This is a genomic window from Conexibacter woesei DSM 14684 (genome assembly GCF_000025265.1).
In the GTDB taxonomy this organism is placed as follows: domain Bacteria; phylum Actinomycetota; class Thermoleophilia; order Solirubrobacterales; family Solirubrobacteraceae; genus Conexibacter; species Conexibacter woesei.
Window position 1 is genome coordinate 1 of sequence record NC_013739.1, and the last position, 25,833, is coordinate 25,833.

Consider the following 25,833-nt stretch of genomic DNA (forward strand, 5'->3'; position numbering starts at 1 on the left):
TATTCGCCGCCCCGCCGGGGTCTTGCGGCCCCTCCATCCCCCTCCCCACCTTCCGACGAGGAGTCGGCCGACGACGCCTGTGCACACGCAGCTCGAGCACACCTGGTCCCAGATCCAAGCCGAGCTCCGGCGTGCCGTCACCGACTCGACGTATCACCTCTGGCTCGCGCCGCTGAAGGCGCGCTCGCTCGACGGCGACGTCCTGATGGTCGGCGCGCCCGAGGAGATCCGCACGTGGGTCGCGGACCGCTTCGCCCGCGTCCTGCAGACCTGCGCAGCCGCCGTCATCAGCCCGGCGACGACGATCGTCGTCGTCCCGCTGGACGCCCCGCTCCCGGCGGAGGCCGACGCGCGGCCCGCCGCCCCGCCGCCGCGCCCGTCCGAGGCGAAGGCCGACGAGAGCTTCAACCCCAAGTACACGTTCGACCAGTTCGTCATCGGCGACGGCAACCGCCTCGCCCACGCGGCGGCGCTCGCCGTCGCCGAACTGCCGGGGCAGGCGTACAACCCGCTCTTCATCTACGGTCCGCCCGGCCTCGGCAAGACCCACCTGCTGCACGCGATCGCCAACTACGTGCGCTCCTACGGCGACGGGATGACCGTCCGCTACACGACGATCGAGGCGTTCACGAACCGCTTCATCACCGCGCTCAGATCGAGCTCCGTCGAGGAGTTCAAGCGGCGCTACCGCGACACCGACATCCTCCTGATCGACGACGTCCAGTTCCTCCAGAGCAAGGCGAAGACGGAGGAGGAGTTCTTCCACACGTTCAACGCGCTCTACGAGACCGGCAGCCAGCTCGTCGTCACGTGCGACCGCATGCCGCGCGACATGAACGCGCTCGCCGAGCGGCTGCGCGAGCGGTTCGAGTCCGGACTCGTCACCGACATCCGCGCCCCCGACCTCGCGACGCGCATGACGATCCTGCGCAAGCGCGTCCAGCACGACGGCGTCCAGCTCGCCTCGCCCGACGCGATCGAGCCGATCGCCGACCGCATCACGACGAACATCCGCGCGCTCCAGGGCGCGCTGATCCGGGTCGTCGCGTTCCACTCGCTGACGGGCAGACCGATCGACCGCGCGCTCGTCACGCACGTGCTCGACGGCCTCTACCCCGGTGCGAGACCGCAGCAGCGGACGCTCGCCGAGATCCAGGAGGCGACGTGCGAGCGCCTCGGCGTCTCGCCCGAAGCGCTGCGCTCGCCGGACCGCAGCGCCCGCGTCGCCTGGGCCCGTCAGGTCGCGATGTACCTCGCGCGCGAGCTGACCGACGAGACGCTGCCCGCGATCGGCCGCGCCTTCGGCGGCCGCAACCACACGACCGTGATGCACGCGTGCAGACGCGCCAGCGAGCGGATAGCCGCCGACGCCGAGGCCTACGAGCTCGTGCGGGCGCTGACGGCCCGCCTCCAGCAGCCCGATGCCGACCGGGGTTCCTGACAGACTGTTGACCCTTCGGGCATGCGCCGTTGTGCGCAGCCTGCCCGCACCGTGCGGCCTTTTCGACGACTTCTGCACATCTCCTCCCTGCCTATGACGAAGAACTTTCTTATCTCGAGGTATCCATCGTGAAGATCTCGGCCGCGCGCGAGGAACTGCTCGCCCAGCTTCAGACCGTCAGCCGCGTCGCCTCGACGCGCGGCGCGATCCAGGCGCTCTCCGGCGTCCAGCTGATCGCCGCGGGTGGGCGGGTCGAGCTGCGCGCCACCGACATGGAGGTCGGTCTCCGCGTCCCGCTCCCCGCCGAGATCGAGCGCGAGGGCTCCGTCGTACTCCCGGCGCGTCTGATCGTCGACGTCGTGCGCTCGCTCTCGGGACCGACCGCGACGCTCGAGCTGCGGCCCGCCGAGCAGGACGTCGAGCTGGTCGCCGGCAACGCGCAGTTCCACATCCGCACGCTGCGCGCCGAGGACTTCCCGCCATTCCCCGAGCCGGAGTCCGAGGGCGTCGTGAGCGTTCCGGCGAAGGCGTTCGTCGAGACCGTCCTGCGCGTCGCCAACTCCGCCTCCCGCGACGAGACGCGCCCGGTCCTGACCGGCATCATGGTCTCGGCCAGCGAGCGTGAGCTGCGGATGGTCGCGACCGACTCCTACCGCCTCAGCGTCAAGGAGACGACGCTGGAGGAGCCGCTCGTCGGCGGCTTCGAGGCGAACGTCCCGGCGCGCGCGCTGCAGGAGCTCGCGCGGCTCGTGCAGCAGATCGACGGCGAGCAGCTGAGCGTCGGCGTGCGGCAGAACCAGGTCGTCTTCCAGATCGGCGAGGTCGTGCTGTCCTCGCGGCTGATCGAGGGCCAGTTCCCCAACTACCGCCAGCTGCTGCCCGACAGCTACGAGCACGAGCTGACGATCACCGGCAGCGAGGTCACCGACGTCGTGCGCCGCATCAGCCTGCTGGCGCAGAAGAACGCGCCACTGCGGCTGTCGTTCGCGCCCGGCGAGCTGACGGTCTCTGCACAGACGCCCGACATCGGCGAGGCGAGAGAGTCGCTGCCGGTCGCCTTCCAGGGCGAGCCGTTCGAGATCGGCTTCAACCCGGACTTCCTGCGCGACGGACTCGAGTCGGTCGGCTCCGGCGACGTCATGCTGAAGCTCATCAGCCCGCTGCGGCCCGGCCTGATCCAGTCGGCGGAGGACGGCGGCTTCCTCTACCTGATCATGCCGATCCGCCTGAACGTGTAACGGACGGCGACATGCGGATCGTGCGCCTCGCACTGCGCAACTTCCGCAGCTACCCGACCGCCGAGGTGGAGCTGGGCGCCGGACTGACGGTCGTCTCCGGCCGCAACGGCGCCGGCAAGACGAACCTGCTCGACGCGCTCTACTTCGGCTGCACGGGCCGGTCGGCGCGGACGACCAACGACCGCGAGCTGGTCCGCTTCGGCGAGCAGGTGACGCGCGTCGTGGTCATGACAGAGGCCGACGACGGCGCGCACGAGCTGAGCGTCGCGTTCGAGTCGGGGCAGCCGAAGCGTCTGATGGCCGACGGCGTCCGCGTCGAGCGCCTGCTCGACGTCCCCGGCCGACCGCTCGTCAGCGTCTTTCTGCCCGATCGGCTGGAGCTGGTGAAGGGCACGCCGTCGCTGCGGCGCGCGCACATCGACCAGGTCGTCGCCGCGCTGTGGCCCGCGCGGGCGGCGACCCGCCGCGCCTATGCACAGGCGCTGGCGCAGCGGAACGCGCTCGTCGCGCGGATCCGCGCGGGCGGCGCCTCCGCGGCGTCGCTGCCGGCGTGGGACCGCGAGCTGGCGCGCCACGGAGTCGCGCTGATGGCCGATCGCGCCGCGGCGATCGAGTCGGTGCAGACGCGCTTCGGCACGATCGCGGGCGAGCTGGGCCTCGACGGCGATCCCGCCGTCGCCTACCGGCCGCGGTCGAGAGCGGCGGACGCCGGCGGTCTGGAGGAGGAGCTGGCGGAGCGGCACGCGAGCGACCTCGAACGCGGCTTCACGCAGCACGGTCCGCACCGCGACGACCTCGCGCTCACGCGCGAGAGACGGGAGCTGCGCGCATACGGCTCCCAGGGCCAGCAGCGGCTGACGCTGCTCGCGCTGCTGCTGGCCGAGCGGGAGGCGATCGCGGCGACGCGCGACGCCGTGCCCGTGATGCTGCTCGACGACGTCATGAGCGAGCTGGACAGAGAGCGCCGCGGCCGGCTCGTCGAGCTGCTGCGCGGCGTCGGGCAGAGCGTGATCACGACGACCGACCTCGAACACGTGCCCGGGGCGGAGGGCGCGGACGTGACGCGTCTGAGCGTCCGCGACGGCGTGGTCGGCGCCGACGCTCAGACGGAGCGCGCGGCGTGAGCAGACGACGCGCGCCGCGACCGCTCGGCGAGGCGCTCGGCGCGCTGCAGGCGTCGCTGGCGCCGGCGACGCTGCTGGCCGAGGTGCAGCGCGCCTGGCCGGCCGTCGCGGGGGAGGCGATCGCGCGCGAGGCGGCGCCCGTGAGCGAGCGCGGCGGGACGGTCACGATCGCCTGCGCGGCGGCCGTCTGGGCGCAGGAGCTCGATCTGATGGCGCCGATGCTGATCGAAAAGCTCAACGCCTCGATCGGCCGGCCGGCGGTCAAGCGGCTGCGTTGCGTGACCGGTGCGCGGGAAGGTTTGCGAAGGACGTGAAGCGGACGCATCTCCGCTCCTAAGTTTTTCGCCGATTTGCAGGGATTTCATCACGCGTGAGGGGGCGAGCGGGCCGGCGCGCTGTGCTATCCTGTGCTTCACCTGCCTCTCACGCCTCGGAGTGTCGCTCTTGCAGCGCGTCCGGGGCGTTGCAACGTCATCGGAGGATCGTTGGCCACCGACAAGCCCGCGGCTGACAAGCCGACCCCCTCGCCCAGCTACGACGCACAGGACATCACCGTCCTCGAAGGTCTCGAGGCGGTCCGCAAGCGTCCCGGCATGTACATCGGCTCGACCGGCATCCGCGGTCTGCATCACCTCGTCTACGAGGTCGTCGACAACTCGGTCGACGAGGCCCTCGCCGGCCATGCGAGCGCGGTCGACGTCACGATCCACCCGGACAACTCGATCACGGTCGTCGACAACGGCCGCGGGATACCGGTCGCGATGATGGAGAAGGAGGGCAAGCCGGCCGTCGAGGTCGTGCTGACCGTCCTGCACGCCGGCGGCAAGTTCGGCGACGGCGGCGGATACAAGGTCTCCGGCGGTCTCCACGGCGTCGGCGTATCGGTCGTCAACGCGCTCTCCGAGCAGCTCAGAGTCGAGATCTTCCGCGACGGCTTCGCGTGGTCGCAGGACTACGTCCGCGGCGCGCCGCAGGGTCAGCTCGAGAGAGGCGAGGCGACGAGCGAGACCGGCACGACGATCACGTTCCTGCCCGACGACGAGATCATGGAGTCGCTCGACTTCGACTTCACGACGCTCGAAGAGCGGCTGCGCGAGACGGCGTTCCTGACGAGAGGTCTGAGAATCTCGCTGACCGACGAGCGCGGCGAGAGAAGACACGTCGAGTTCCAGTACGACGGCGGCATCCAGGATTTCGTCGCGTACCTGAACGAGAACAAGGACCCTGTCCAGAGAAAGATCGTCTACTTCTCCAGCGAGAGCGACGAGGGTGCGGTCGAGGTCGCGATGCAGTGGAACTCCTCCTACCAGGAGTCCGTCTTCTCGTTCGCGAACAACATCAACACGCACGAGGGCGGCTCGCACCTCTCCGGCTTCCGCTCGGCGCTCACGCGCACGATCAACAAGTACGCGCGCGAGAAGGGCTTCCTCAAGGAGAGAGACGCCAACCTCGCCGGCGAGGACGTGCGCGAAGGCCTGACGGCGGTCATCTCCGCCAAGCTGGCCGAGCCCCAGTTCGAGGGCCAGACGAAGACGAAGCTCGGTAACCCGGGCATGCAGGGCTTCACCGAGTCGATCGTCAACAAGGGCCTCGACGAGTTCCTCGAGGAGAACCCGCAGGACGCGCGCTCGGTGATCCTCAAGGCGGTCCAGGCCGCGCAGGCGCGCTCCGCCGCGCGCAAGGCGCGCGACCTGACGCGGCGCAAGTCCGCGCTCGAGAACTCGCGCCTGCCGGGCAAGCTCGCCGACTGCTCGGTGAAGGACCCGGCGCTGTCGGAGATCTTCATCGTCGAGGGCGACTCCGCCGGCGGCTCCGCGAAGCAGGGCCGCGACCGTTCGACGCAGGCGATCCTGCCGCTGCGCGGCAAGATCCTCAACGTCGAGCGCGCCCGCATCGACAAGGTGCTCGGCAACAACGAGGTCCAGGCGCTGATCACCGCGATCGGCACCGGCGTGCGCGACGACTTCGACCTCGAGAAGGCGCGCTACCACAAGATCATCCTGATGACGGACGCCGACGTCGACGGCGCGCACATCCGCACGCTCGTGCTGACGCTGCTGTTCCGCGAGATGATGCCGCTGATCGACGCCGGCTTCATCTACATCGCCAAGCCGCCGCTCTACAAGCTCAAGCAGGGCAAGAACGAGCGCTACATCGAGAAGGACTCCGAGCTGGAGGAGATGCTGCTGTCGGACAAGCTGGAGAGATTCAGCATCTTCGACCGCACGGGCGCGGAGACGAGGCTGACGGAGGCGCGCTGGAAGCGCTTCACGCGGCTGCTGAAGCAGTACGGCGGCTGGGCGTCGGCGCTGCGCGCGCTGTCGAGCCACGACGTCGTCGACTTCCTCCACGAGTCCGGGATCCTCGAGGCGAATGTGACCGACGAGGGCGCACTCGCAAGGCTGCTCCGGCAGCCTGAGGCGGATGGCGCGGCCTTCAGCGTCGAGCTGGTGGGCGAGGACGAGGTCGAGCTGACGGTGCGCTCGATCGAGCGCAAGACCGGCCACGCCCGCACCCGCCACGTGCGCCGCGCGATGCTGCAGGCGAACGAGTACCGCCAGCTCGCGCGCGTTCACGACCAGCTGGTGCAGGCGGTCGGCACGCCGCCGTTCGACATCCGCCTCGGCGATCACCGCGAGACCGCAGTCTCGTTCGATGAGCTGCGCTCGAGAGTCATGGACATGGCCGGGCGGGGCGTCGAGATCAACCGCTTCAAGGGGCTCGGGGAGATGAACGCCGAGCAGCTGCGCGAGACGACCATGGACCCCGCGACCCGCACGCTCGCCCGCGTGACGATGGAGGACGCCGCCGCCGCCGAGCGCGTCTTCTCGATGCTGATGGGCGACCAGGTGGAGCCGCGGCGCAACTTCATCGAGGAGAACGCAAGCCTCGTGACCAACCTGGATGTGTAGATAGATGAGCGCTACCGATCAGCTCAGCGGCGGCAACATCGAGCCGCGCGCGCTCGAGGAGGAGATGCGCTCGGCGTATCTCGACTACGCGATGTCCGTCATCGTCGGGCGCGCCCTGCCCGACGTCCGCGATGGCCTGAAGCCCGTCCACCGTCGCGTGCTCTTCGCGATGAACGAGATGGGCGTGCAGCCCAACCGCCCGCGCGCGAAGTCCTCCCGCATCGTCGGCGAGGTGATGGGCAAGTACCACCCGCACGGCGACGCGTCGATCTACGACACGCTCGTGCGGATGGCGCAGGACTTCTCGATGCGCCACCTGCTCGTCGACGGGCAGGGGAACTTCGGCTCGGTCGACGACGACCCGGCGGCCGCGATGCGGTACACCGAGGCGCGGCTGGCGAGGATCGCCACCGAGATGCTCCGCGACATCGACGCGGACACCGTCGACTTCGGGCCCAACTACGACGGCAAGAACCAGGAGCCGCTGGTCCTCCCGGCGCGCTTCCCGAACCTGCTCGTCAACGGCTCGTCCGGCATCGCCGTCGGGATGGCGACGAACATCCCGCCGCACAACCTCAGAGAGACGATCGCCGCGACGATCGCGTACATCGAGAACCCCGAGATCGACGTCGACGGGCTGATGCAGCACATCAGAGGCCCGGACTTCCCGACCGGCGGCATCATCCTCGGCGTCGGCGGCATCCGCGACGCCTACGCGACCGGCCGCGGCCGCGTGCGCGTGCAGGCGCGTGCGCACATCGAGCCGCTCTCGCAGGGCAAAGAGGCAATCGTCGTCACCGAGCTGCCGTACCAGGTCAAGAAGGGCGGCGACGGCGGGCTGATCCAGAAGATCGCGGACCTCGTCCACGAGAAGAAGATCCCCGAGATCACCGACCTGCGCGACGAGTCAGACCGTCACGGCATGCGCTTCGTGATCGAGCTGAAGCGCGACGTGCTGCCGAAGGTGGTGCTGAACAAGCTCTACAAGCACACGCCGATGCAGACGACGTTCGGCGTGAACATGGTCGCGCTCGTCGACAACGTGCCGAAGACGCTCTCGCTGCGCGAGGTCATCGGGCGCTACGTCGACCACCAGCGCGAGGTGATCGTCCGCCGGACGAAGTACGAGCTGCGCCGGGCCGAGGATCGCGCTCACATCCTCGAAGGCCTCCTGATCGCGCAGGCGAACATCGACGAGGTCATCGCGATCATCCGCAGATCGTCCGATCGCGAGCAGGCCCGCATCAACCTCGTCAACAGATTCGAGCTGAGCGAGCGGCAGGCCGAGGCGATCCTGCAGATGACGCTCGGCCGCCTCACGGCGCTCGAGGTCGACAAGCTCAGACAGGAGCACGCCGACCTGATGGAGCGGATCCGCGAGCTGCGCGAGATCCTCGGCGACGAAGACCGCCAGATGGCGATCATCAAGGAGGAGCTGCAGGAGATCTCCGACGCGTACGGCAACGAGCGCCGCACCGCGATCTCCTACGCCGAGGGCGAGATCGACATCGAGGACCTGATCGCCGACCAGCAGATGGTCATCACGATCACGAAGACGGGCTACATCAAGTCCCTGCCGCTCGCCACCTACCGCCAGCAGCGACGCGGCGGCGTCGGTGTGACCGGGATGGACATGAAGGACGGCGACTACATCGAGCACCTGTTCGTGACCTCGACGCACGACTTCCTGCTGTTCTTCACGAACCGCGGCAAGGTCTACCGCTCGAAGGTGTACGAGCTGCCCGAGGCGTCGCGCACCGCGAAGGGGCGCGCGCTCGTCAACATCCTGCCGTTGCGCGAAGGCGAGCGGGTCCAGTCCGTCCTCTCGACGCGTGACTTCTCCGAGGCGCCGTACCTGTTGTTCGCGACCCGCAAGGGCACGGTCAAGAAGACCGAGCTGCAGGCGTACAACACGCCGATCAAGGCCGACGGCATCATCGCGATCAAGATCCGCGACGACGACGAGCTGGTCGCCGTGCGCCGGGTCGACGAGGGCGACGAGGTCATCATCGTCTCGCGCGCCGGGCTGACCGTCCGCTTCAGCGAGCAGGACGCTCGCTCGATGGGTCGCGACACCAGCGGCGTGCGCGGGATGGACGTCGGTGACAGCGGCGAGGTCATCGCGATGGACATCGCGCGCGACGACCAGGACCTGCTCGTGATCACCGAGAACGGCTTCGGCAAGCGCACGCGGATCGACGAATACCGCAAGACCGCGCGCGGCGCGAAGGGCGTCAGAACGATCAGACTGACCGAGGCGCGCGGCGGGCTCGCCGGCGCGCTCGTCGTGCGCGAGCACCAGGAGCTCGTCTTCATCTCCCAGAACGGCATGGTCCAGCGGACCGGCGTGCGTGGCATCAACCGCTACGGCCGCGCGTCGCAGGGCGTCAAGGTCATGAACGTGCGCGAGGACGACAGCGTCCGCGCGATCGCGCTCGTGGTCGAGTCCGACACCGCGGAGGCCGATGAGGCGCTCGAGCTGGAGCTCGGCGCGGACGGCGTCGAGGGCGGTGGCGTCGTCGCGGTCGACGCCGACGGAGCCGGCGCGGACGGCGGCGCGCCAGCATCCGACGCGTCGGATGCGCCGCAGGGCGATGACGGGGACGAGCCGCCGGCCGACGGCGACTCCTCCTCCGAGGGCGACGCAGAAGTCTGATCGAGGACTTCTGCGCGTCCTGCTGGTCCGCTACTCTGAGCGGACCAGAGAAAGGAGGTGGTCCGAAGTTGTCTGACAGTTTTTGCGGGACCCTGGAGGTGTCCGGCCACTAGGTCGGATGGCTGACCCCGCCTAGCGGAGTCCACACCGAGACACCACCTCGACTGGTGCCAGGACTGGTCCCACTGGCCCTGACACATCAAGCCGGTCGAGGGCATGTTTAGCCACAGAATGAAGCGGAGGGCGCCCTGTCGAGGCGCCCTCCGTGCGTTCTGGGTCGTACGACGTGAGGCCGGACCGGCTGCCCGCGAGTTCCCCCGGGCGGTGCGCCGCGCCCGCGACCTGGCGTGGAACTCGCAAGCCTTCGCTAGAAGGCCAGGTACTGCTGCCAGGCGCGCGGGATCGTCGGGCTGGCGACCTGGATGAAGACGTTCGGGCCCGGGGTGCGCGGCGTCGATTTCGGCACCATGCCGGCCTGGTTGGGCAGCGAGTCGCCCTTGCGGCGATTGCACGGCGCGCACGAGGCGACGATGTTGTCCCACGTCGATCCGCCGCCCTTCGAGCGGGGGATCACGTGGTCGACGGTCAGGTTGCCGCGCGAGCCGCAGTACTGGCAGGTCCAGTCGTCGCGGGCGAAGACCGCCCTACGGGTGATCTTGCGACGGTGCGTGTCGCGCGGGACGCGGACGTAGCTGACGAGGCGGATCACCATCGGCCTCGGCACCGTCGAGCTGCCGGAGTGCAGGTGGTACTCGCCGTGCTCCAGCATCTCCGCCTTCGCCTTCAGCAGCAGGACGACGGCGCGCCGGACCGAGCAGACGTTGATCGGCTCGAAGGTCGCATTGAGGACGAGCACCCGGCCACCATCACGCCCGCGTCGCTGGTGCTCCAGAGGCGACGCGGACCCGGCTTGCGCTGGTGGTACCAAGGTGGCCATAACCGCTGATCGGCAAGTGTAGCGGGCCGTACCGCGGGGTTTGTGACCAGCCGTTTGCGGCCCGTCGCGCTGCTTCCCGGTGTCGTGACGGCTCACGCGGCCGGGAACGATCCGAGCACGCGCAGGTGCTCGGTGTGCCCCCGCAGGGCGGTCAGCGCCTCGGCGACGGGCCCTTCTTCCTCGCTTCCCTCGAGGTCGAGGAAGAACATGTAGCGGCCGAGGCCCTGCTTGCGCGGGCGCGACTCGATCCGCGTCAGGTTGACGCCGCGGAAGGCGAACTCCGACAGGCAGCGCACCAGCCAACCCGGGGCCTCGGCACCGACGCCCCAGAAGACGATCGCCGTCTTCCACGGCCCGTGCTCGCCGGCCGACGTCCCCTCGGGCGCGAGCCAGACGAAGCGGGTCTCGTTGCCGGCGACGTCGTCGACGCCCGCGCGCAGGATCTCGCAGCCGTACTGCTCGGCGGCGAGGCGGCTGCCGAGCGCCGCGGCGTTGGGGCCGGCGTCGCCCTCGGCGACCGCGCGCACCGCCTCGGCCGTGGAGCTGGCCGCCAGCACCCGCGCCTGCGGCAGCCGCGTGCGCAGGAAGTGCGCGCACTGGCCGTTGGCCTGCGGGTGCGAGAGGACCGTCTCGATCGCGCTCAGCTCGATCGGCGCCGGTGCGATCAGGCACGTGTGGATCGGATGGATCGCCTCGCCGACGATCCGCACCTGCTCGGCGTCGACCGCGAGCGCGTCGAGCACCGCGTTGACCGACCCCTCGATCGCGTTCTCGATCGGCACGAAGGCGCGGTCGACCTCCAGCTCCTGCACCGCGACGACGCAGTCGTAGATCGTCGGCAGCGGCACCTGCTCGTGCTGCTCGCCGCCGAGCGCGGCCAGCAGCGCCTCGTGGGAGTTCGTGCCCTCCGGGCCGAGATAGCCGACGCGCATCGCTAGCGCCCGCGCGGACCGGCGTCGAGGTCGGCGTCGTCGGGCTCGAGCGCGAGCCGCACCGCCTCGGCCTCCTCCGGCGACAGCTCCAGCTCGCCGCGACCGCGGTGCACCTGCTTGGCGTAGAGCCGCGCGGCGTCGCGGTGCATGATCGACGACAGCACGACGCCGTTGCGCTGCGCGTCGAGCAGCGCGATCGACGTCGACTGGTGGCCGGACATCTCGCCGTAGGCGTCGTAGCGCACGAGCGCGTGGTAGGCGATCGCGCCGTCCAGCCGCGCCTCGGCCGCGCCCATCCGCTCGTGCAGGCGCCCGGCCGCCTCCTCGACGAACGCGTGCAGCGCGCGGTACTCGCGCTCCAGACCCGCCGCGTGGGAGACGAGGTCGGTTGCGCGCATCCCCTCGCCGAGGACCGCGCGCTGGTCGCGCCGGACGCGCCGCAGCGCGACCGCGACCGAGCTGGCGACGCCGAGCGCGATGACCGCGACGGCACAGCCGGCGATCGCCACGATGCCTGTCGTGCTGGTCAGCTCGTCCACGATCGCGCCCGAGGCTCTGCCGAGGATCCCGCGCTCACTCGAAGAGCGCGGTGTACGTCGCGGTGTTGTTGTCGAGTCCCTCCTCGCCCGGGACGGGCTCGATCGTGACTCTGACCTCGGCGGCGCCGGTGGTCGGCGGCGATTCTCTGAACTCGACGTTGGCGGTCGCGGGCTCGCCCGCGGTCGTCGAGGGCACGGTCGTCTCCGCTCTCAGCGGCGTCGCGCCGCCGACGGAGATCTCGACGACGACTCTGACGTTCTGCTCGTCGTGCTCGCCGCCGTTGGTGAACGCGACCTCGAACGTCGGCGCCGGGCTGGCGGGCAGTGTCACCGACGTGCCCGGTTCCAGTGCGGTGCCGCCGACGCTGACGGAGTCGATCTGGTGGCCGTGCAGGCCCGGAGCCGGTCTGCCGGTCTCGTCGGCGCTGGCGCTGCTGGTGCCGAGCGCTCTCGCGACGTTCGAGGCGTCCATCCAGCTGACGTTCGGGAGGAACTGCGAGTACGGCGCGACCTGCTCGCCGGCGGTGCCGTCGTAGCTGGCGGCGATGCCGTCGTCCTTGAGCGCCTTCAGGATCAGCGGCGCGACGCGCTGCGAGTAGACGACGTCGGAGGCGTTGAACGCCTGCATCTGCGCGGTGATCGCGTCGACAGCGGCGCCCGACTGCGGCGAGTTTCCGAGCGCCGTCTGGATCTGCTCAGCGATCTCTCTGACGCCGTCGTGGCGCAGCGACAGCACCAGCTCCAGATCGCTCTGCGCCTCCTTGGCGGAGCCCGGCACGTCGAGCGCCTCGGCCTGCTGCAGCTGATCTTCGGCGACGACGCGGAGCTGGTTGATCGCCTCGTTGACCTGCTCCGCCTGCTGGCCGCCGGCGCCCGAGAGCGTCTCGAAGAGACGGTCGCTGACCGATCTGACGGACTGCTGGACAAGCGTCCGGACGTCGCGGTTGTAATCCTTCAGGGCCTGCTCTCGTCTGCTGCCCACGCATCCGCGCACCAGCACCACCATCAGGACGAGGACGACGACCACGGCTCCGGCGGCCACGAGACGCCGCACGAGCAGGGTCTGCTCGTCGGTCGGCGGTCGGCGGCTGCCGCCCCCGGACGGAGCGCGGCGTGGCCGGGGCGTTGTGCGCGGCTCGTCAGCCTCGTCGAAGAACGACAAAAATCATGCTCCTTGCGAAAACCGGAACGATCAGTATGACCGGACGTACGGCCGGACATCCGGGAGCCATGCCCCCGCACGGGGTTCGACACACGGCAGGGAGAGCCTGCAAGACGTGGAACACCGCAACGTGACCGGCGGCGACGCATCGACCGTGCGCCTGCGCGGCGAAGGGCCGCGTCCGCCGGACGCGGCGCCGCTCGTGCTCGAGCGCTACCGGCTGCTGCGCCAACTCGGCGCGGGCGCGTTCGGCACTGTCTGGCTCGCGCACGACGAGCGGCTCGCCCGCGACGTCGCCGTCAAGGCGATCGCGCTCGACCACGCCTCCGGCCGCGCCGAGCAGGAGGCGCGTGCCGCCGCACGGCTCGCCCACCCGGCGATCGTGACGCTCTACGAGGCGGGCACGGAGGACGGCAGCACCTATCTCGTCACCGAGCTGGTCCGCGGCGGCACGCTCGCGGAGCTGCTGGCGGAGGGCGCGCTGTCGGACCGCGACGTCGCCGAGGTCGGGATCGCGCTCTGCCAGGGGCTGGCCCACGCCCATGCGCAAGGCGTCGTGCACCGCGACGTGAAGCCGTCGAACGTGCTCGTGCCGGACGCCCCGCACGCCGGCGGACCGGTCGCGAAGCTGACCGACTTCGGCGTCGCGCGGATCGTCGAGGGCGCCGGCGGCGACGCGCTGACGCGCACGGGCGACGTCGTCGGCACGCTCGCGTACATGGCGCCCGAGCAGGCGGAGGGGAGAGAGGCCGGCGCGCCCGCCGACCTCTACGCCGCCGCGCTCGTGCTCTACGAGGCGCTCAGCGGCGTCAACCCGATTCGTGGCGGGACGGCGGTCGCGACCGCGCGCCGGCTCGGCGCGACGCTGCCGCCGCTGGAGCGCCAGCGGCGCGATCTGCCGCCCGATCTGTGCGACGCGATCGACCGCGCGCTGCTGCCGCGGCCCGGCGAGCGCGGCACCGTCGCGCACCTGCACCGCGCGCTGAGAGCGGCGCTGCCGCAGCTCGGCGACGAGCCCGGGACCGTCGAGGCACCGCACGTCGAGCGGTTCGCGACGGCGGTGACGCAGGTCGCCGAGCGCGGCCGGCAGGGCTGGCGCCGCCGCTCGCGCGAGCAGGAGCTGGCCGAGGTCGCCGCCGAGCTGGGCGCCGGAGCGGGCGCGTGGACGGTGCACGACCGCCGTGGGGCGGCGACGCGCGAGGCGGACCGCGCGGGCGCTGCAGGCGAGCGGCGTGGGCTGCTTGGCCGTCGCGATGGGGACGGCGCCGGCGGGCGACGCGGGCTGTTTCGCGGCCGTGACGCGGGCGACGAGCGCTTCGAGGACGTGGACGGCCGTGCTGTGGCCCCGGGCCAGCGGCGGATGCGCTCGCCGCTGCTGCTCGGCCATGCGCTGCCGGGCCTCGCCGGCGGCGCGGTCGTCGCCGTCGGGCTCTCGGTCGTGCCGGTCGCTGCCGACGTGACGGTGCCGAGCCCGCTGCTCGCCGGCGCGCTGGCGGCGGTCGCGGTCGGGCTGCTGCCGCGGATCGGCTGGCTCGCCTGCGTGGCGGTGCTGCTGAGCTGGCTCGCGGGACCGGCCGGCGCGCCCGGCACGGCGCTCGTCGTCGCCGCCGGCGTCGCTGTGATCCCGCCGCTGCTGCCCTTCGGCGGCCGCAGCTGGTCGCTGCCGTTCGCGGCGCCGCTGCTCGGCGCCGCGATGCTCGCCGGCGCCTATCCCGCGGTCGCCGGGCAGGCGCGCACCGTCTGGCGCCGCGCCGCGCTCGGCGCGCTCGGCTTCTGGCTGCTGGCGCTCGCCGAGCCGCTGGCGCGCACGACGCTGTTCTACGGCCGTGCGAGAGGGACGCAGCCGCTGCCGCGCTGGGACGACTCGCTCGACGGCGCGATCGACCATGCGCTGCGCCCGCTGTTGGAGTCGGGGATGCTCGCGACCGCCGCGCTGTGGGCCGCCGGCGCGGCGGTGCTGCCGTGGCTCGTGCGCGGCCGCCGCGCCGCGATCGACCTGATCGCCGCGACGCTGTGGGCAGCCGCGCTGGCCGCCGGCGCGTCCGCGATCGGCGGCACGCTCGACGGGCGCGTGCCGCATCCCGACCCCCGTGGCGCGGCGCTCGGCGCCGCCGCTGCCGTCTTCGTCGCGATAGCCGCCCGCGCGGTTCGTGCCGCTCGCGCGCGCCGTCACGACGAGAACGACGTGCCGCGGGCCGGCGGCGGGGTCGTCGCGGCCCCCGGCGTGGGCCGGCGACGGTGGCCGGCAGCCGATCCAGAGGCACTGCCGTAGCATGGAAACGCGCCCTGGCGCACCGTATGAGCGTCTTCAAGAGCCTCGAAAGCAAGATCGCCGGCCTCGTCGAGGGCACGTTCAGCCGTGCCTTCCGGTCCGAGGTGCGGCCGGTCGAGATCGCGCGCAAGCTCGCCCGCGAGATGGAGGAGCACAAGTCGCTCTCGGTCTCGCGCGTCTACGTCCCGAACGAGTACGCCGTCTACCTCTCGCCTGCCGACCGGGAGAGGTTCGCCGACCTCGAGGGCGAGCTGGTGCAGGAGCTGGGCGGGTACCTGCTGGAGCACGCGCGGCGCGAGAGATTCGCGCTGATGTCGCGGCCGTTGATCGAGTTCCGCACCGACGACCGTCTGCGGCTCGGAGAGTTCGGCATCCAGGCGCGGCTCGTGAAGTCCGCGGCGGAGCCGGCCGCGGTCCCGTCGCAGGGCGAATCCGGGCACACGATGGTCTACAGCGCCGCCGAGCGGCTGCAGGAGCCGCTGGAGGAGCGCGCACGGCAGCGCGCCTCCACGGCGCTGCTGGTCACCGACGGGAAGCGGATGGTCGTCGGCCCCGCGGGGGCGACGATCGGTCGCAGTCGCGACTGCGACGTCGTGCTGGGCGACGCGAACGTCTCGCGCAAGCACGCCGAGGTGCGACCGCGCGGCGACGGCTGGATGATCCACGACCTCGGCTCGACCAACGGCGTGACCGTGAACGGCACGCGGATCGAGCAGGCGCAGCTGCTGCGCTCCGGCGACCGCGTCGAGATCGGCACGACGCTGCTGACGTTCGAGCTGGAGTAGCCCGATGACGCTCGAACCAGCCTCCGTCGCGCTCAAGCTGGGCTTTCTCGCGGTCCTCTACCTGTTCCTGCTGTGGATCGTGCGCAGCTCGCTGAAGGACCTGCGGCGCGCGCAGGCCGGCGGAGACGCGGCGGTCGCGGAGATGCACGCGGCCGCTCCCGCGGCCGACGCGACCGCGATGCACAACGCCGCCGACGACCTGCTCGGCGACGCGATCGGGGACGGCGAGCCGCGCCTCGTGGTCGAGCGCGCGGCGGGGCATCCGGACGGGATCGCCTACGATCTGGCACGCGGCGTCACGCTCGGCCGCGGCGACGTCGAGATCAGGCTCGAGGATCCGTTCGCCTCCAGCCACCACGCGCGGATCGAACGGCAGGGCAGCGTGCTGGTGCTCGAGGACCTCGGCTCGACCAACGGCACCTACCTCAACGAGGAGCCGTTGCGCGGGATCCAGCCGCTGCACCACGGCGACCGGATCCGGATCGGCGACAGCGAGTTCTCGTACCTTCAGGACTGACCACATGACCCCCCCGCCCACAAGCTGATGCTGCGCGTCGCAGAGCACGTCGAGAAGTCCGACACCGGGCTCGCCCGCCGCGCGAACGAGGACAACTTCTTCGTCCGCTCGCCGCTGTTCGTCGTCGCCGACGGGATGGGCGGCGCGCAGGCCGGCGAGGTCGCCTCGCGACTCGCCGCCGAGACGTTCGCGACCGGGCTGCCGGAGGGCGGCACCGTCGAGGAGCGGCTCGCGACACGCGTGCTGGAGGCCAACTCGCGCATCTACAGACTGTCGCGCGAGGACAGCGAGCGCGCCGGCATGGGCACGACGCTGACGGCGATCTACGTCGACGGCGAGGAGCTGGCCGTCGCGCACGTCGGCGACAGCCGCGCCTACCTGTGGCGCGACGGCGAGCTGACGCGGCTGACGCGCGACCACTCGCTCGTCGACGAGCTGGTCAGGCGCGGGAAGCTGACCGAGGAGGAGGCCGCCGAGCATCCGCAGCGGTCGATCATCACGCGCGCGCTCGGGCCCGAGCCGGATGTCGAGGTCGACACCCGCACCTACCGCGCCCAGGCTGCCGACGTGCTGCTGCTGTGCAGCGACGGGCTGACCTCGATGATCTCCGAGCAGCACGTCGCCGAGCTGCTCGGCGCCGCCGAATCGCTGGAGGCGGCGGCGCAGGCGCTCATCGACGCTGCCAACGCGGCCGGCGGGCGCGACAACATCACCGTCGTGCTGTTCCGGCTGGAGGAGGCCGCCGCCGGCGCGGCCGCGGAGGCGAGCGCGACCGCGCCGCTCGACCAGCCGACGCAGACCGGCATGCGGGCGGCCGACGCGCGCACCGCCGTCGCGCCGGCCGAGCCGGAGACGGCCGAGCAGCCCGCCGCGCGCGCAGCGGCGCGCGAGCAGCCGCCGGAGCTTCCCGCGGTCGTCGCCGCGCGCCGCCGTCGCGCCGAGCGCGAGAACCAGCCGCTGCCGCGCCGCGTGAAGATCTTCGCGGCGACCGTCTCGACGCTGATCGTGCTGACGATCCTCGGGATCGCCGGCATGTTCGCGACGCGCGCAGTCTTCTTCGTCGGGACCAACGACCAGGGGATGGTGACCGTCTACAAGGGGCTGCCGTTCGACCTGCCGGCGGGCCTGAAGCTGTACTCGGAGTACTCCGTCTCCGGTGTCCCGGCCGCCGCCGTGCCGGAGCCGCGCCGCAAGGAGCTGCTCGACCACCAGCTGCGCTCGCGCAGCGATGCGCGCGACCTCGTCGCGCAGCTGGAGCTCGGAAGACTCTCGCCGTGAGCGCCCGCAACCGCGAGCTGCTCGGGCTGATCCCCGCGTCGCTGCTCGTGACCGCGGGATTCGCCGCCGTCTTCATCGAGCGGGGCTCGTTGTCGCAGAACGAGCTGTCGGACCTGTCGCTGACGTACGGCGCGATCTTCCTCGGCCTCTGCGTCGCGGCACACGTCTTCCTGCGCTTCGCGCTGCCGTACGCCGACCCGTACCTGTTCCCGCTCGTCGCGGTGCTGGCCTGCTTCGGGCTCGTGATGATCTACCGGATCGACGACACGCTCGCGCGGCAGCAGGCGCAGTGGTTCGTCGTCGGGCTGATCCTGTTCGTCGCGACGATCGTCTTCCTGCGCGACTACCGCAAGCTGGAGCAGTACCGGTACCTGATCGCGTTCGGCAGCCTCGCGCTGCTGTGCCTGCCGCGCCTGCCGGGGATCGGCGCGCAGGTCAACGGCGCCTACCTCGGGATCCGCATCCCCGGCGTGATGGTCTTCCAGCCGACGGAGTTCGCGAAGATCGGGATCGTCGTCTTCCTCGCCAGCTACCTGCGCGACACGCGCCAGGTGCTCGTCGTCGGTGCGCGCCGCGTGCTCGGCGTGACGCTGCCGCCGCTGAAGCACTTCGGCCCGCTGCTGGTGATCTGGGGGATGGCGATGCTGCTGCTCGTCGTGATCCGCGACCTCGGATCCTCGCTGATGTTCTTCGGCGCGTTCCTCGCGCTGATCTACGTCGCGACCGACCGCTTCTCGTTCGTGCTGATCGGGCTCGTGCTGTTCGGCCTCGGCGGCTGGTACCTCGGCAACACCGTCCCGCACGTGATCGACCGCGTCGACGTCTGGATGGACCCGCTCAACCCCGCCCGTTACGGGAACGAGGGGTACCAGATCGCCAACTCGCTGTTCGCGCAGGCGGACGGCGGCGTGCTCGGGCGCGGCTTCGGCGGCGCGATGCTGGAGTCGCCGTTCGGCGACCCGATCCTGCCGGCGGCGCAGACCGACCTGATCTACGCGCTGATCGTCAACGAGGTCGGCCTCGTCGGCGCGGTCGCGGTGCTGATGGTCTACCTGCTCGTCGTCCAGCGCGGCTTCAAGATCGCGCTGCTGGCGAGAGACTCGTTCTCGACGCTGCTGGCCGTCGGGCTCTCCGCCGTCTTCGCGCTGCAGGTGTTCGTGATCGTCGGCGGCGTCACGAACGTGATCCCGCTGACCGGCGTCACGCTCCCGTTCATCTCCTACGGCGGCTCGTCGATCCTCGCGAACTTCGTCCTGCTCGCGCTGCTGCTGCTCGTCTCCGACAAGGCACGGCGACCCGCATGAGCGTGCCGATCATGCGCCTGTTCCTGGCGATCGTGCTGCTGTTCGTGATCCTGATCGCGTGGACGTCGCGCTGGTCGGTCTTCGGGGCGGAGGCGCTGCGCGAGAACCCGCTCGACAAGCGCCCGCTGTTCGCCGGGCTGCAGGTCAAGCGCGGCGCGATCACGGCGGCCGGCGGCGAGGTGCTCGCGAAGTCGGTCAGAGTCCGCCGCAAGGGCGGGTCGATCTACGAGCGCGAGTACCCGACCGACAGCCTCTTCGGCCATCCGGTCGGCTACGCGAACCTGCTGTTCGGCCAGCTGTCGGGCCTGGAGCGGTCGCGCAACGACGAGCTGACGGGGACGACGAGCGAGCTGAACTCGATCGTCGACCAGCTGCAAGGAAAGCGGCGCGCGGGCAACACCGTCGTGACGACGCTCGACGCCGACGCGCAGCGCGTCGCGACCGACGCGCTCGGCGGCCAGAAGGGCGCGATCGTCGCGATAGAGCCGAAGACGGGCGCGGTCAAGACGATGGTCAGCAGCCCCGGCTACGACCCCAACGACGTCAGAGACCCGGACGCGCTCAGCGCCCTCAACAGGGACACCGAGAACGCGCCACTGCTCGACCGCGTGACGCAGGGCACCTATCCGCCCGGCTCGACGTTCAAGGTCGTGACCGCGTCCGCCGCGATCGACTCCGGCCAGTTCACGCCCGACTCGGTCCTCAACGGCGACACCGGCAAGGTGATCTCCGGCACGCCGCTCAACAACGACTCGAACGTCAGCTACGGCGACATCGACCTGCGGACGGCGCTGAAGAACTCGGTCAACGTCGTCTGGGCGCAGGTCGCCGAGAGACTCGGCAAGCAGACGATGGCCGACTACATGGACAGATTCGGCTTCTACAGACTGCCGCCGCTCGACTACCCGAAGGACCAGATGATCGCGAGCGGCGAGCGTGGGCCGAACGGCCGGCTGATCCCGGTCACGAGCCCGCTCGTAGATGTCGGGCGGATGGCGATCGGCCAGGACAAGCTGACGGTCACGCCGCTGCAGATGGCGATGGTCGTCTCCGCCGTCGCCAACGGCGGCAAGCTGATGAAGCCGCACCTGACCGACAAGGTCGTCGACCCGGACGGGCGCACCGTCGACACGATCGAGCCGGAGACGTGGAGCGAGCCGATCTCCTCCCAGACGGCCGCCGAGATGACGACGATGATGCGCAGCGTGGTCGACGACGGCACCGGCACGGCCGTGCAGATCCCCGGGCTCGACATCGCGGCGAAGACCGGCACCGCGCAGGTCGGCGCGCCCGGCTCCGGGCTGACGCAGCCGTGGTTCGTCGCGTTCGCGCCCGCGAACGACCCGCAGATCGCGCTCGCCGTCACCGTCGAACGCAGCCAGGGCGGCTCCGGCGGCACCGTCGCCGCCCCGATCGCCCGCCAGGTCTTCGAGAGCCTGCTGAGATGACCGAGATCGCCCCCGACACCGTCATCGACTCGCGCTACAAGGTGCTCTCGCGCATCGGCGCGGGCGGCATGGCGGAGGTCTTCTGCGCGCAGGACCAGTCGCTCGGGCGCAAGGTCGCGCTGAAGCTGCTCTACGAGCGCTTCGCCTCCGACGCCGAGTTCGTCGAGCGTTTCCGCCGTGAGGCGTCGAGCGCGGCGAGCCTCCAGCACCCCAACGTCGTCGGCATCTACGACCGCGGCAGATGGGACGGCACCTACTACATCGCGATGGAGTACCTGCCGGGCCGCTCGCTGAAGGAGGTGATCCAGCAGGACGCGCCGATCGACCACGTCCGCGCGATCGACCTCACGATCCAGATCCTCAAGGCGGCCCGCTTCGCGCACCGCCGCGGGATCGTCCACCGCGACCTCAAGCCGCACAACGTGATCGTCGACGACGAGGACCGCGCGAAGGTCACCGACTTCGGGATCGCGCGCGCCGGCGCCTCCGACATGACCGAGACCGGCTCGATCATGGGGACCGCGCAGTACCTCTCGCCCGAGCAGGCGCAGGGCCACGCCGTCAGCCCGCAGTCCGACCTCTACTCGGTCGGCGTGATCCTGTTCGAGCTGTTGACCGGGAACGTGCCGTTCGAGGCCGAGTCGGCGGTGACGATCGCGCTCAAGCACGTCTCCGAGCCGCCGCCGGCGCCGAGCGCGTTCGACCCGTCGGTGCCGCCGGAGCTGGAGGCGATCGTTCTGTGGGCGCTGGAGAAGGACCCGGCCCACCGCCCGCAGGACGCCGACGCGTTCATCCAGGCGCTGGAGCAGGCGCGCGACCAGATCCTCGGCCGCGAGGCGCCCGGCCAGCGGACCGCGATGTTCGCCGCCGGAGCACTCGCGATCCCGCAGGCCGACGACGGCGCGCCGCCCGCGGAGGAGCCGCCCGACGCCGAGCGCTCCAGACGCCGCCCGCCGTGGTGGGCGTGGGTCGTCGCCGTGCTCGCCGTCGCCGGCGTCGTCGCCGCGATCGTCCTGCTGACGCGGCCCGACCAGGTCGCCGTCCCGAACGTCGTCGGTCAGCAACTGCAGGCGGCGACGAGACGGCTGGAGAGAGACGGGCTCGAATGGAGAATCGAGAACGTCAACAACGACGCGGAGGTCGGCGAGGTCGTCGACCAGAGCCCCAGAGGCCGGCGGCGTGTCGAGGAGGGCACGACGGTGACGCTGAAGGTCTCCAGAGGCCCGGGCACGATCGACGTGCCGGCGGTCGACGGCGAGACGGTCGCGAGGGCGACGGCGATCCTCCAGAACGTCGGCCTCACGGTCGGCGGCACGATCGACCAGAACGACGCCTCGGTGCCGATCGGCGAGGTGATCCGCAGCTCGCCGCGGGCGGGCGAGAACGTCGAGCGCGGCAGCGCGGTGAAGCTCTACGTCTCGACCGGACCGGCGCAGGTCGCCGTGCCCGACGTCGTCGGCTCGACACGCGACGAGGCGATCGCGACGCTGACGAACGCGGGCTTCAGATACTCGACGACCGAGCAGGAGTCGGCCGACGCCGATCCCGGCGACGTGATCTCGCAGGATCCCGGCGGCGGGACCGACGCCGACCCCGGCAGCACGCTCGCGATCGTGATCGCGAGAGCGCCGCCGGTCGAGGTCCCGAGCGTCGTCGGCAGCGGCGCCGACGACGCGCGCGCGGCGCTGGAGGCCAGAGGCCTCGTCGTGCGCCAGTCGCCGGTCGACGTGACCGACCCGGCGCAGGACGGGATCGTCGTCGACCAGAGACCGGCGCCGGGGACGAGCGTCGCCGACGGCGCGCCGGTGCGGATCTTCGTCGGCCGCTTCGTCGAGCCGACGACGCCGCCGGACGGCGACGGCGACGATCAGGGCGACAACGGCGACGGTGGCGCGACCGACCCCTCCGACGGCGACGGCAACGCCGACCAGAACGGTCCCGTCGGCAGAGCGCAGTCGCGCCGGCCTACCTGAACAGCGCGATCTCGCTGATCTCGACCTTGCCGCCGGAGGGCAGTCTCGTGATCCACAGCAGCACGTGGCGGCTGCGCTGCCCGGCCGTGTCGAGGTCGATGTCCTGTCTGCGCTGGACGTCGGAGCTGGTCGCGACTCTGCGCCACGCGGGATCGTCGAGGCTCTCGGGCACGTCGGCGGCGTCGGTCACGTAGACGTCGGCGGAGAAGCCGGGGGTGTTCGTGCGGACGCGCATCTTGCGCAGCACCGCGCCGGGAGAGACGTCGACCGCGAGGCCGACGCCGTCCTTCGGCAGGACGGCGTTCTCGTATCTCTCGGTGCTCCAGAACGTCGACGGGTTGTTGTCGACGGCGAAGGTCGTCTCCTCGGAGTGCTCCTCGCCGTCGCCGCCGCTGCTGGTCGGGTCGTAGTCGGAGGCGGCCGTCTGCGCCAGGCTGATCTGCTGCAGCTGGACGGGACCGTCTCTCGCTCTGCCGGCGGATCTGCCGGTCCCTCTCTCGCCGTTCTCGAGCGCGAACACGATCGCGGCGACGAGCGCCGCGACGACGAGCAGCGCGAGGACGGCGAGCCAGGCCGGCCGGCGGACGCTCAGCGGCAGCCTGCGCTGGGCGCTGCGCGGCAGCGTGCGGATCACGGTCGTCGCCTCGCCGGTCGCGCTGCCGGCGCGCGCCGTCTCGAGCGCGAGCACGTCCTCGAGGTCGGCGATCAGCTCCTCGTCGCTGCGGTAGCGCTCCAGCAGGTCCTTCGCGGTCGCGCGGTCGATCACCGACGCCAGCGACGCCGACACCTCCGGCCGCAGCTCGCGTACGTCGGGGATCTCCTCGCGCACGTGCTTCATCGCGACGGCGACCTGGTTCTCGCCTCTGAACGGGACGCTGCCCGTCAGCATCTCCCACAGCACGATGCCGAGCGAGTAGAGGTCGGACTGGCCGCCGACGGGGTGGCCGAGCGCTTGCTCGGGAGAGACGTAGTCGGTCGTGCCGAGCACGCGGCCGTCCTGCGTCAGCCCGTCCTCGTCGAGCGTGCGCGCGATCCCGAAGTCGGTGACCTTCGCGCTGCCCTCCTCGTCGATCAGCACGTTCTGGGGCTTCACGTCGCGGTGGACGATGTGCCGGGCGTGCGCGGCGCCGAGCGCCCGCGCGATCTCGATCGCGTACGCGACCGCCTCGCCGATCGGGAGTTGGCCGAGCCGGCGGATCCGCTCCTTCAGCGTCTCGCCCTCGACGTACTCGAAGACGATGTACGGGCGGCCGGCGTCCTCGCCCGCGTCGATCACGCCGACGATGTGGGGGTGGGAGAGCTGCGCGACCGCGCGCGCCTCGCGCCGGAAGCGCTCGAGCTGGTCGGAGTCCGACGCGATCTCGCGGTTCATCAGCTTGATCGCGACCGGCCGCTCCAGCGTCGTGTCGAGCGCGCGGTAGACCGTCGACATCCCGCCGGTCCCGATCCGGGCCTCGAGTCGATAGCGGTCGTTGAGGAGGGTTCCGAGCAGGGTGCTCATGGCGTCACGAGTATTTTGCGCCCATGCCCGGCATCAATGCGTCCTACTACACCGATCCCGTCTGTCCTTGGTCGTGGGCGCCGAAGCCCACATTACGATGCCAGCGACGCGGCGCGCGAGTTCGGCGCGCAGGCGCGCTCACTCGCTTCTGGCCGACGGCGGCCGCTCGGGCAGCTTCGGCATGTCGGCGGCGGTCGCGGCGGCCTGGTTCTCCCGCTTGACGGCGGCCCAGATCTCCTCGCGGTAGATCGGCAGCTCCTTCGGCGCGTCGATGCCGAGGCGCACGGTCTGGCCGCTGACCTCCATCACCGTCACCGTGATGTCGTCGCCCAGGACGATCTTCTCGCCCGGCCTCCGGGTGATGATCAGCACGGCGATTCCTCCTTGGAAAGCGGATGGCCGACCGGGGCCGGGTGCTTCAGGCGGCGCGTCCCGCGGCGTTCGCCGCCTCCTCCGCGAGCTCGCCGAAGAGCGGCGCTCGCAGCGGGGCCTCGGCCGCCTGGTTGATGACCTGGTGGCCGCGGCCCGCGGAGATGACGATCGGTGCGCGCAGGTTCGCCGTGAAGCCCTCGAGCTGGTCGCTTGCCCGAACGGTGACATAGATGTCGGTCGCGGTGGGCTCCGCCAGGCCGAGCCGCTCGCGCTCCTCGTCGGCGAGCTCGACGGAATAGCCGCTGAAGAAGCGGCGCGGATCGGTCACCGGGACGGCCAGCGCGGGGTCCTCCAGCGAGTGCAGCCAGAGGAAGTCGGCGTCGGTCTCGCGCGCGACGAGCGCGAAGCGCCGGCTCTCGAAGCCGATCAGTCCGTGCGGGAACTCGATCACGCTGTCGGGCTCGACCTCGATCTGCCCGAAGCGCGTGCTGTCGATCGTGAGCGGCAAGGGAAGGTCTCCTCTTCGTCTTCGGCTTCGGCTAGCGGAGGAAGTCCATCAGGGAATTCTGCACGACGTTCGAGCCCGCCCGCAGCGCCATGTTGTACGCGGCCTGCTGCGTCGTGTACTCGATCAGCGTCTTGACCGTGTCGGCGTCCTCGACCTTCGACAGCAGCTCGATCGAGTTCTCCTCGAGGCTGCTGAGACGGCCGTCGGCGATCTCCATCCGGTTCGTGCGCGCGCCGACGTCGGCGCGGATCCCGTTGAGGACGTCGACGTTCGCGTCGAGGCGGGCGATGTCGGTGCCGCGCAGGTCGTCGCCTCTGCCCGCGCGCATGTTGTCGGCGATGTCGCGCAGGGTGTCGAGCAGTCTGTTGTCGCCCGCGGCCTGGCCGTTGCCGAAGAGGCCCGAGATGTCGGTGTTGACGTCGAGCTCGACGCCCGGCCCGATCTCGCGCTGAATTCTGTCGGTGTTGCCGTTGAACGTGTCCGGGCCGAGCAGCTGGTAAGGCTGTCTGTCGGTCGCGGTGCCCGCGAAGACGTAGCGGCCGGCGTACTGGATGTTCGCCTCCTGCTTGATCGTCTCGATCAGCTGGTCGACCTCGGAGGCGGCGGCGTCGCGCGCGGCCTGGCCGGCGGAGTCGGTGCCGACGCGGATCAGCAGCTCGCGGACGCGGTTGATCGCGTCGCCGATCTTGCCGAGCGCGGTGTCGCTCGCGTTCAGCCAGGCGGTCCCGTCGTCGACGTTCTTCTGGTACTGCTGCAGCCCGGCGACCTCGCCGTGCAGCCCGAGCGCCCGGCCGGTCCCGTACGGGTCGTCGGACGGCTTCGTGATCTCCTTGCCCGACGACATCTTGCGCTGCAGCTGCGAGAGCTGGGCGAGGTCGCCCTGCAGATCCCGGACGGTCGTCCGGGCCGTCATCTGTGCGGTGATGCGCATGGC

General features: G+C 71.1%; 21 protein-coding genes. 13 read left to right on the plus strand and 8 right to left on the minus strand.

Annotation, left to right across the window (positions count from 1 at the left end):
* The first annotated feature begins 79 nt into the window (after positions 1-79).
* From dnaA to gyrA, 6 genes are all read left to right on the plus strand, one after another.
* Positions 80-1,441: a chromosomal replication initiator protein DnaA gene (dnaA, locus tag CWOE_RS00010; protein ID WP_012931490.1), complete on the plus strand. Its 1,362-nt coding sequence runs from the start codon at positions 80-82 to the stop codon at positions 1,439-1,441.
* Positions 1,442-1,569: 128 nt separating this feature from the next.
* A complete protein-coding gene (gene dnaN, locus CWOE_RS00015; protein ID WP_012931491.1) occupies positions 1,570-2,679 on the plus strand; it encodes a DNA polymerase III subunit beta in 1,110 nt (369 codons plus the stop codon).
* An 11-nt stretch (positions 2,680-2,690) separates the two neighbouring features.
* On the plus strand, positions 2,691-3,803 hold the full coding sequence (recF, locus tag CWOE_RS00020) for a DNA replication/repair protein RecF (protein ID WP_012931492.1): 1,113 nt from the start codon (positions 2,691-2,693) through the stop codon (positions 3,801-3,803).
* Positions 3,800-4,117 (plus strand): DUF721 domain-containing protein, encoded by a 318-nt coding sequence (locus CWOE_RS00025; protein WP_012931493.1) that lies wholly within the window; start codon positions 3,800-3,802, stop codon positions 4,115-4,117. The genes recF and CWOE_RS00025 overlap by 4 nt, the downstream gene beginning before the upstream one ends.
* A gap of 171 nt (positions 4,118-4,288) precedes the next feature.
* The gene (gene gyrB, locus CWOE_RS00030; RefSeq protein WP_012931494.1) at positions 4,289-6,715 is read left to right on the plus strand and encodes a DNA topoisomerase (ATP-hydrolyzing) subunit B; all 2,427 of its coding nucleotides are present in this window, start codon (positions 4,289-4,291) and stop codon (positions 6,713-6,715) included.
* 4 nt (positions 6,716-6,719) lie between these two features.
* Positions 6,720-9,371 (plus strand): DNA gyrase subunit A, encoded by a 2,652-nt coding sequence (gyrA, locus tag CWOE_RS00035; protein ID WP_012931495.1) that lies wholly within the window; start codon positions 6,720-6,722, stop codon positions 9,369-9,371.
* 367 nt (positions 9,372-9,738) lie between these two features.
* Here the strand turns inward: gyrA and CWOE_RS00040 are convergent, their stop codons facing one another.
* From CWOE_RS00040 to CWOE_RS00055, 4 genes are all read right to left on the minus strand, one after another.
* Positions 9,739-10,227, minus strand: coding sequence for an HNH endonuclease (locus CWOE_RS00040; protein WP_012931496.1), 489 nt, complete (start codon positions 10,225-10,227; stop codon positions 9,739-9,741).
* A gap of 173 nt (positions 10,228-10,400) precedes the next feature.
* On the minus strand, positions 10,401-11,240 hold the full coding sequence (gene pheA, locus CWOE_RS00045) for a prephenate dehydratase (RefSeq protein WP_012931497.1): 840 nt from the start codon (positions 11,238-11,240) through the stop codon (positions 10,401-10,403).
* A 2-nt stretch (positions 11,241-11,242) separates the two neighbouring features.
* Positions 11,243-11,779 carry a DUF4446 family protein gene (locus CWOE_RS00050; protein WP_012931498.1) on the minus strand — a complete coding sequence of 179 codons (537 nt, stop codon included), beginning with the start codon at positions 11,777-11,779 and terminating at the stop codon, positions 11,243-11,245.
* A gap of 34 nt (positions 11,780-11,813) precedes the next feature.
* Positions 11,814-12,833, minus strand: a complete 1,020-nt coding sequence (locus CWOE_RS00055; protein WP_148260837.1) for a hypothetical protein — start codon at positions 12,831-12,833, stop codon at positions 11,814-11,816.
* A gap of 223 nt (positions 12,834-13,056) precedes the next feature.
* Here CWOE_RS00055 and CWOE_RS29895 point away from each other — a divergent pair, with 223 nt between their 5' ends.
* Genes CWOE_RS29895 through pknB form a run of 7 tightly spaced genes read left to right on the plus strand, consistent with a single transcriptional unit; the run spans position 13,057 to position 22,518 of the window.
* The gene (locus CWOE_RS29895; protein WP_012931500.1) at positions 13,057-15,213 is read left to right on the plus strand and encodes a serine/threonine-protein kinase; all 2,157 of its coding nucleotides are present in this window, start codon (positions 13,057-13,059) and stop codon (positions 15,211-15,213) included.
* Positions 15,214-15,239: 26 nt separating this feature from the next.
* Positions 15,240-15,998, plus strand: a complete 759-nt coding sequence (locus CWOE_RS00065) for an FhaA domain-containing protein (protein WP_012931501.1) — start codon at positions 15,240-15,242, stop codon at positions 15,996-15,998.
* A 4-nt stretch (positions 15,999-16,002) separates the two neighbouring features.
* A complete protein-coding gene (locus CWOE_RS00070; RefSeq protein ID WP_012931502.1) occupies positions 16,003-16,515 on the plus strand; it encodes an FHA domain-containing protein in 513 nt (170 codons plus the stop codon).
* A gap of 27 nt (positions 16,516-16,542) precedes the next feature.
* The gene (locus tag CWOE_RS29900) at positions 16,543-17,793 is read left to right on the plus strand and encodes a Stp1/IreP family PP2C-type Ser/Thr phosphatase (protein WP_012931503.1); all 1,251 of its coding nucleotides are present in this window, start codon (positions 16,543-16,545) and stop codon (positions 17,791-17,793) included.
* Entirely contained in the window at positions 17,790-19,097 is a 1,308-nt protein-coding gene (locus CWOE_RS00080) for an FtsW/RodA/SpoVE family cell cycle protein (RefSeq protein WP_012931504.1), read from the plus strand. Before CWOE_RS29900 ends, CWOE_RS00080 begins: the two co-directional genes overlap by 4 nt.
* Entirely contained in the window at positions 19,094-20,545 is a 1,452-nt protein-coding gene (locus tag CWOE_RS00085) for a peptidoglycan D,D-transpeptidase FtsI family protein (protein ID WP_041729988.1), read from the plus strand. The genes CWOE_RS00080 and CWOE_RS00085 overlap by 4 nt, the downstream gene beginning before the upstream one ends.
* Entirely contained in the window at positions 20,542-22,518 is a 1,977-nt protein-coding gene (gene pknB, locus CWOE_RS00090) for a Stk1 family PASTA domain-containing Ser/Thr kinase (protein ID WP_012931506.1), read from the plus strand. The genes CWOE_RS00085 and pknB overlap by 4 nt, the downstream gene beginning before the upstream one ends.
* Here pknB and CWOE_RS00095 read toward each other — a convergent pair.
* The 4 genes from CWOE_RS00095 to flgL all read right to left on the minus strand — a co-directional run bounded on the left by CWOE_RS00095 (position 22,511) and on the right by flgL (position 25,830).
* The gene (locus tag CWOE_RS00095; protein ID WP_012931507.1) at positions 22,511-24,019 is read right to left on the minus strand and encodes a protein kinase domain-containing protein; all 1,509 of its coding nucleotides are present in this window, start codon (positions 24,017-24,019) and stop codon (positions 22,511-22,513) included. The two genes, pknB and CWOE_RS00095, sit on opposite strands and share 8 nt — an antisense overlap.
* A 138-nt stretch (positions 24,020-24,157) precedes the next feature.
* Positions 24,158-24,391, minus strand: a complete 234-nt coding sequence (gene csrA, locus CWOE_RS00100; RefSeq protein ID WP_012931508.1) for a carbon storage regulator CsrA — start codon at positions 24,389-24,391, stop codon at positions 24,158-24,160.
* A gap of 46 nt (positions 24,392-24,437) precedes the next feature.
* Positions 24,438-24,899, minus strand: a complete 462-nt coding sequence (fliW, locus tag CWOE_RS29905) for a flagellar assembly protein FliW (protein ID WP_012931509.1) — start codon at positions 24,897-24,899, stop codon at positions 24,438-24,440.
* Positions 24,900-24,930: 31 nt separating this feature from the next.
* Positions 24,931-25,830 carry a flagellar hook-associated protein FlgL gene (flgL, locus tag CWOE_RS00110; RefSeq protein WP_160165461.1) on the minus strand — a complete coding sequence of 300 codons (900 nt, stop codon included), beginning with the start codon at positions 25,828-25,830 and terminating at the stop codon, positions 24,931-24,933.
* Positions 25,831-25,833: the final 3 nt, after the last annotated feature.

Coding starts and splice junctions, on each gene's coding strand:
- recF (WP_012931492.1), top strand. CDS start 2,691: ATGCGGATCGTGCGCCTCGCACTGCGCAACTTCCGCAGCTACCCGACC.
- gyrA (WP_012931495.1), top strand. CDS start 6,720: ATGAGCGCTACCGATCAGCTCAGCGGCGGCAACATCGAGCCGCGCGCG.
- pheA (WP_012931497.1), bottom strand. CDS start 11,240: ATGCGCGTCGGCTATCTCGGCCCGGAGGGCACGAACTCCCACGAGGCG.
- CWOE_RS00065 (WP_012931501.1), top strand. CDS start 15,240: ATGAGCGTCTTCAAGAGCCTCGAAAGCAAGATCGCCGGCCTCGTCGAG.
- CWOE_RS00070 (WP_012931502.1), top strand. CDS start 16,003: ATGACGCTCGAACCAGCCTCCGTCGCGCTCAAGCTGGGCTTTCTCGCG.
- CWOE_RS29900 (WP_012931503.1), top strand. CDS start 16,543: ATGCTGCGCGTCGCAGAGCACGTCGAGAAGTCCGACACCGGGCTCGCC.
- CWOE_RS00085 (WP_041729988.1), top strand. CDS start 19,094: ATGAGCGTGCCGATCATGCGCCTGTTCCTGGCGATCGTGCTGCTGTTC.
- pknB (WP_012931506.1), top strand. CDS start 20,542: ATGACCGAGATCGCCCCCGACACCGTCATCGACTCGCGCTACAAGGTG.
- CWOE_RS00095 (WP_012931507.1), bottom strand. CDS start 24,019: ATGAGCACCCTGCTCGGAACCCTCCTCAACGACCGCTATCGACTCGAG.
- flgL (WP_160165461.1), bottom strand. CDS start 25,830: ATGCGCATCACCGCACAGATGACGGCCCGGACGACCGTCCGGGATCTG.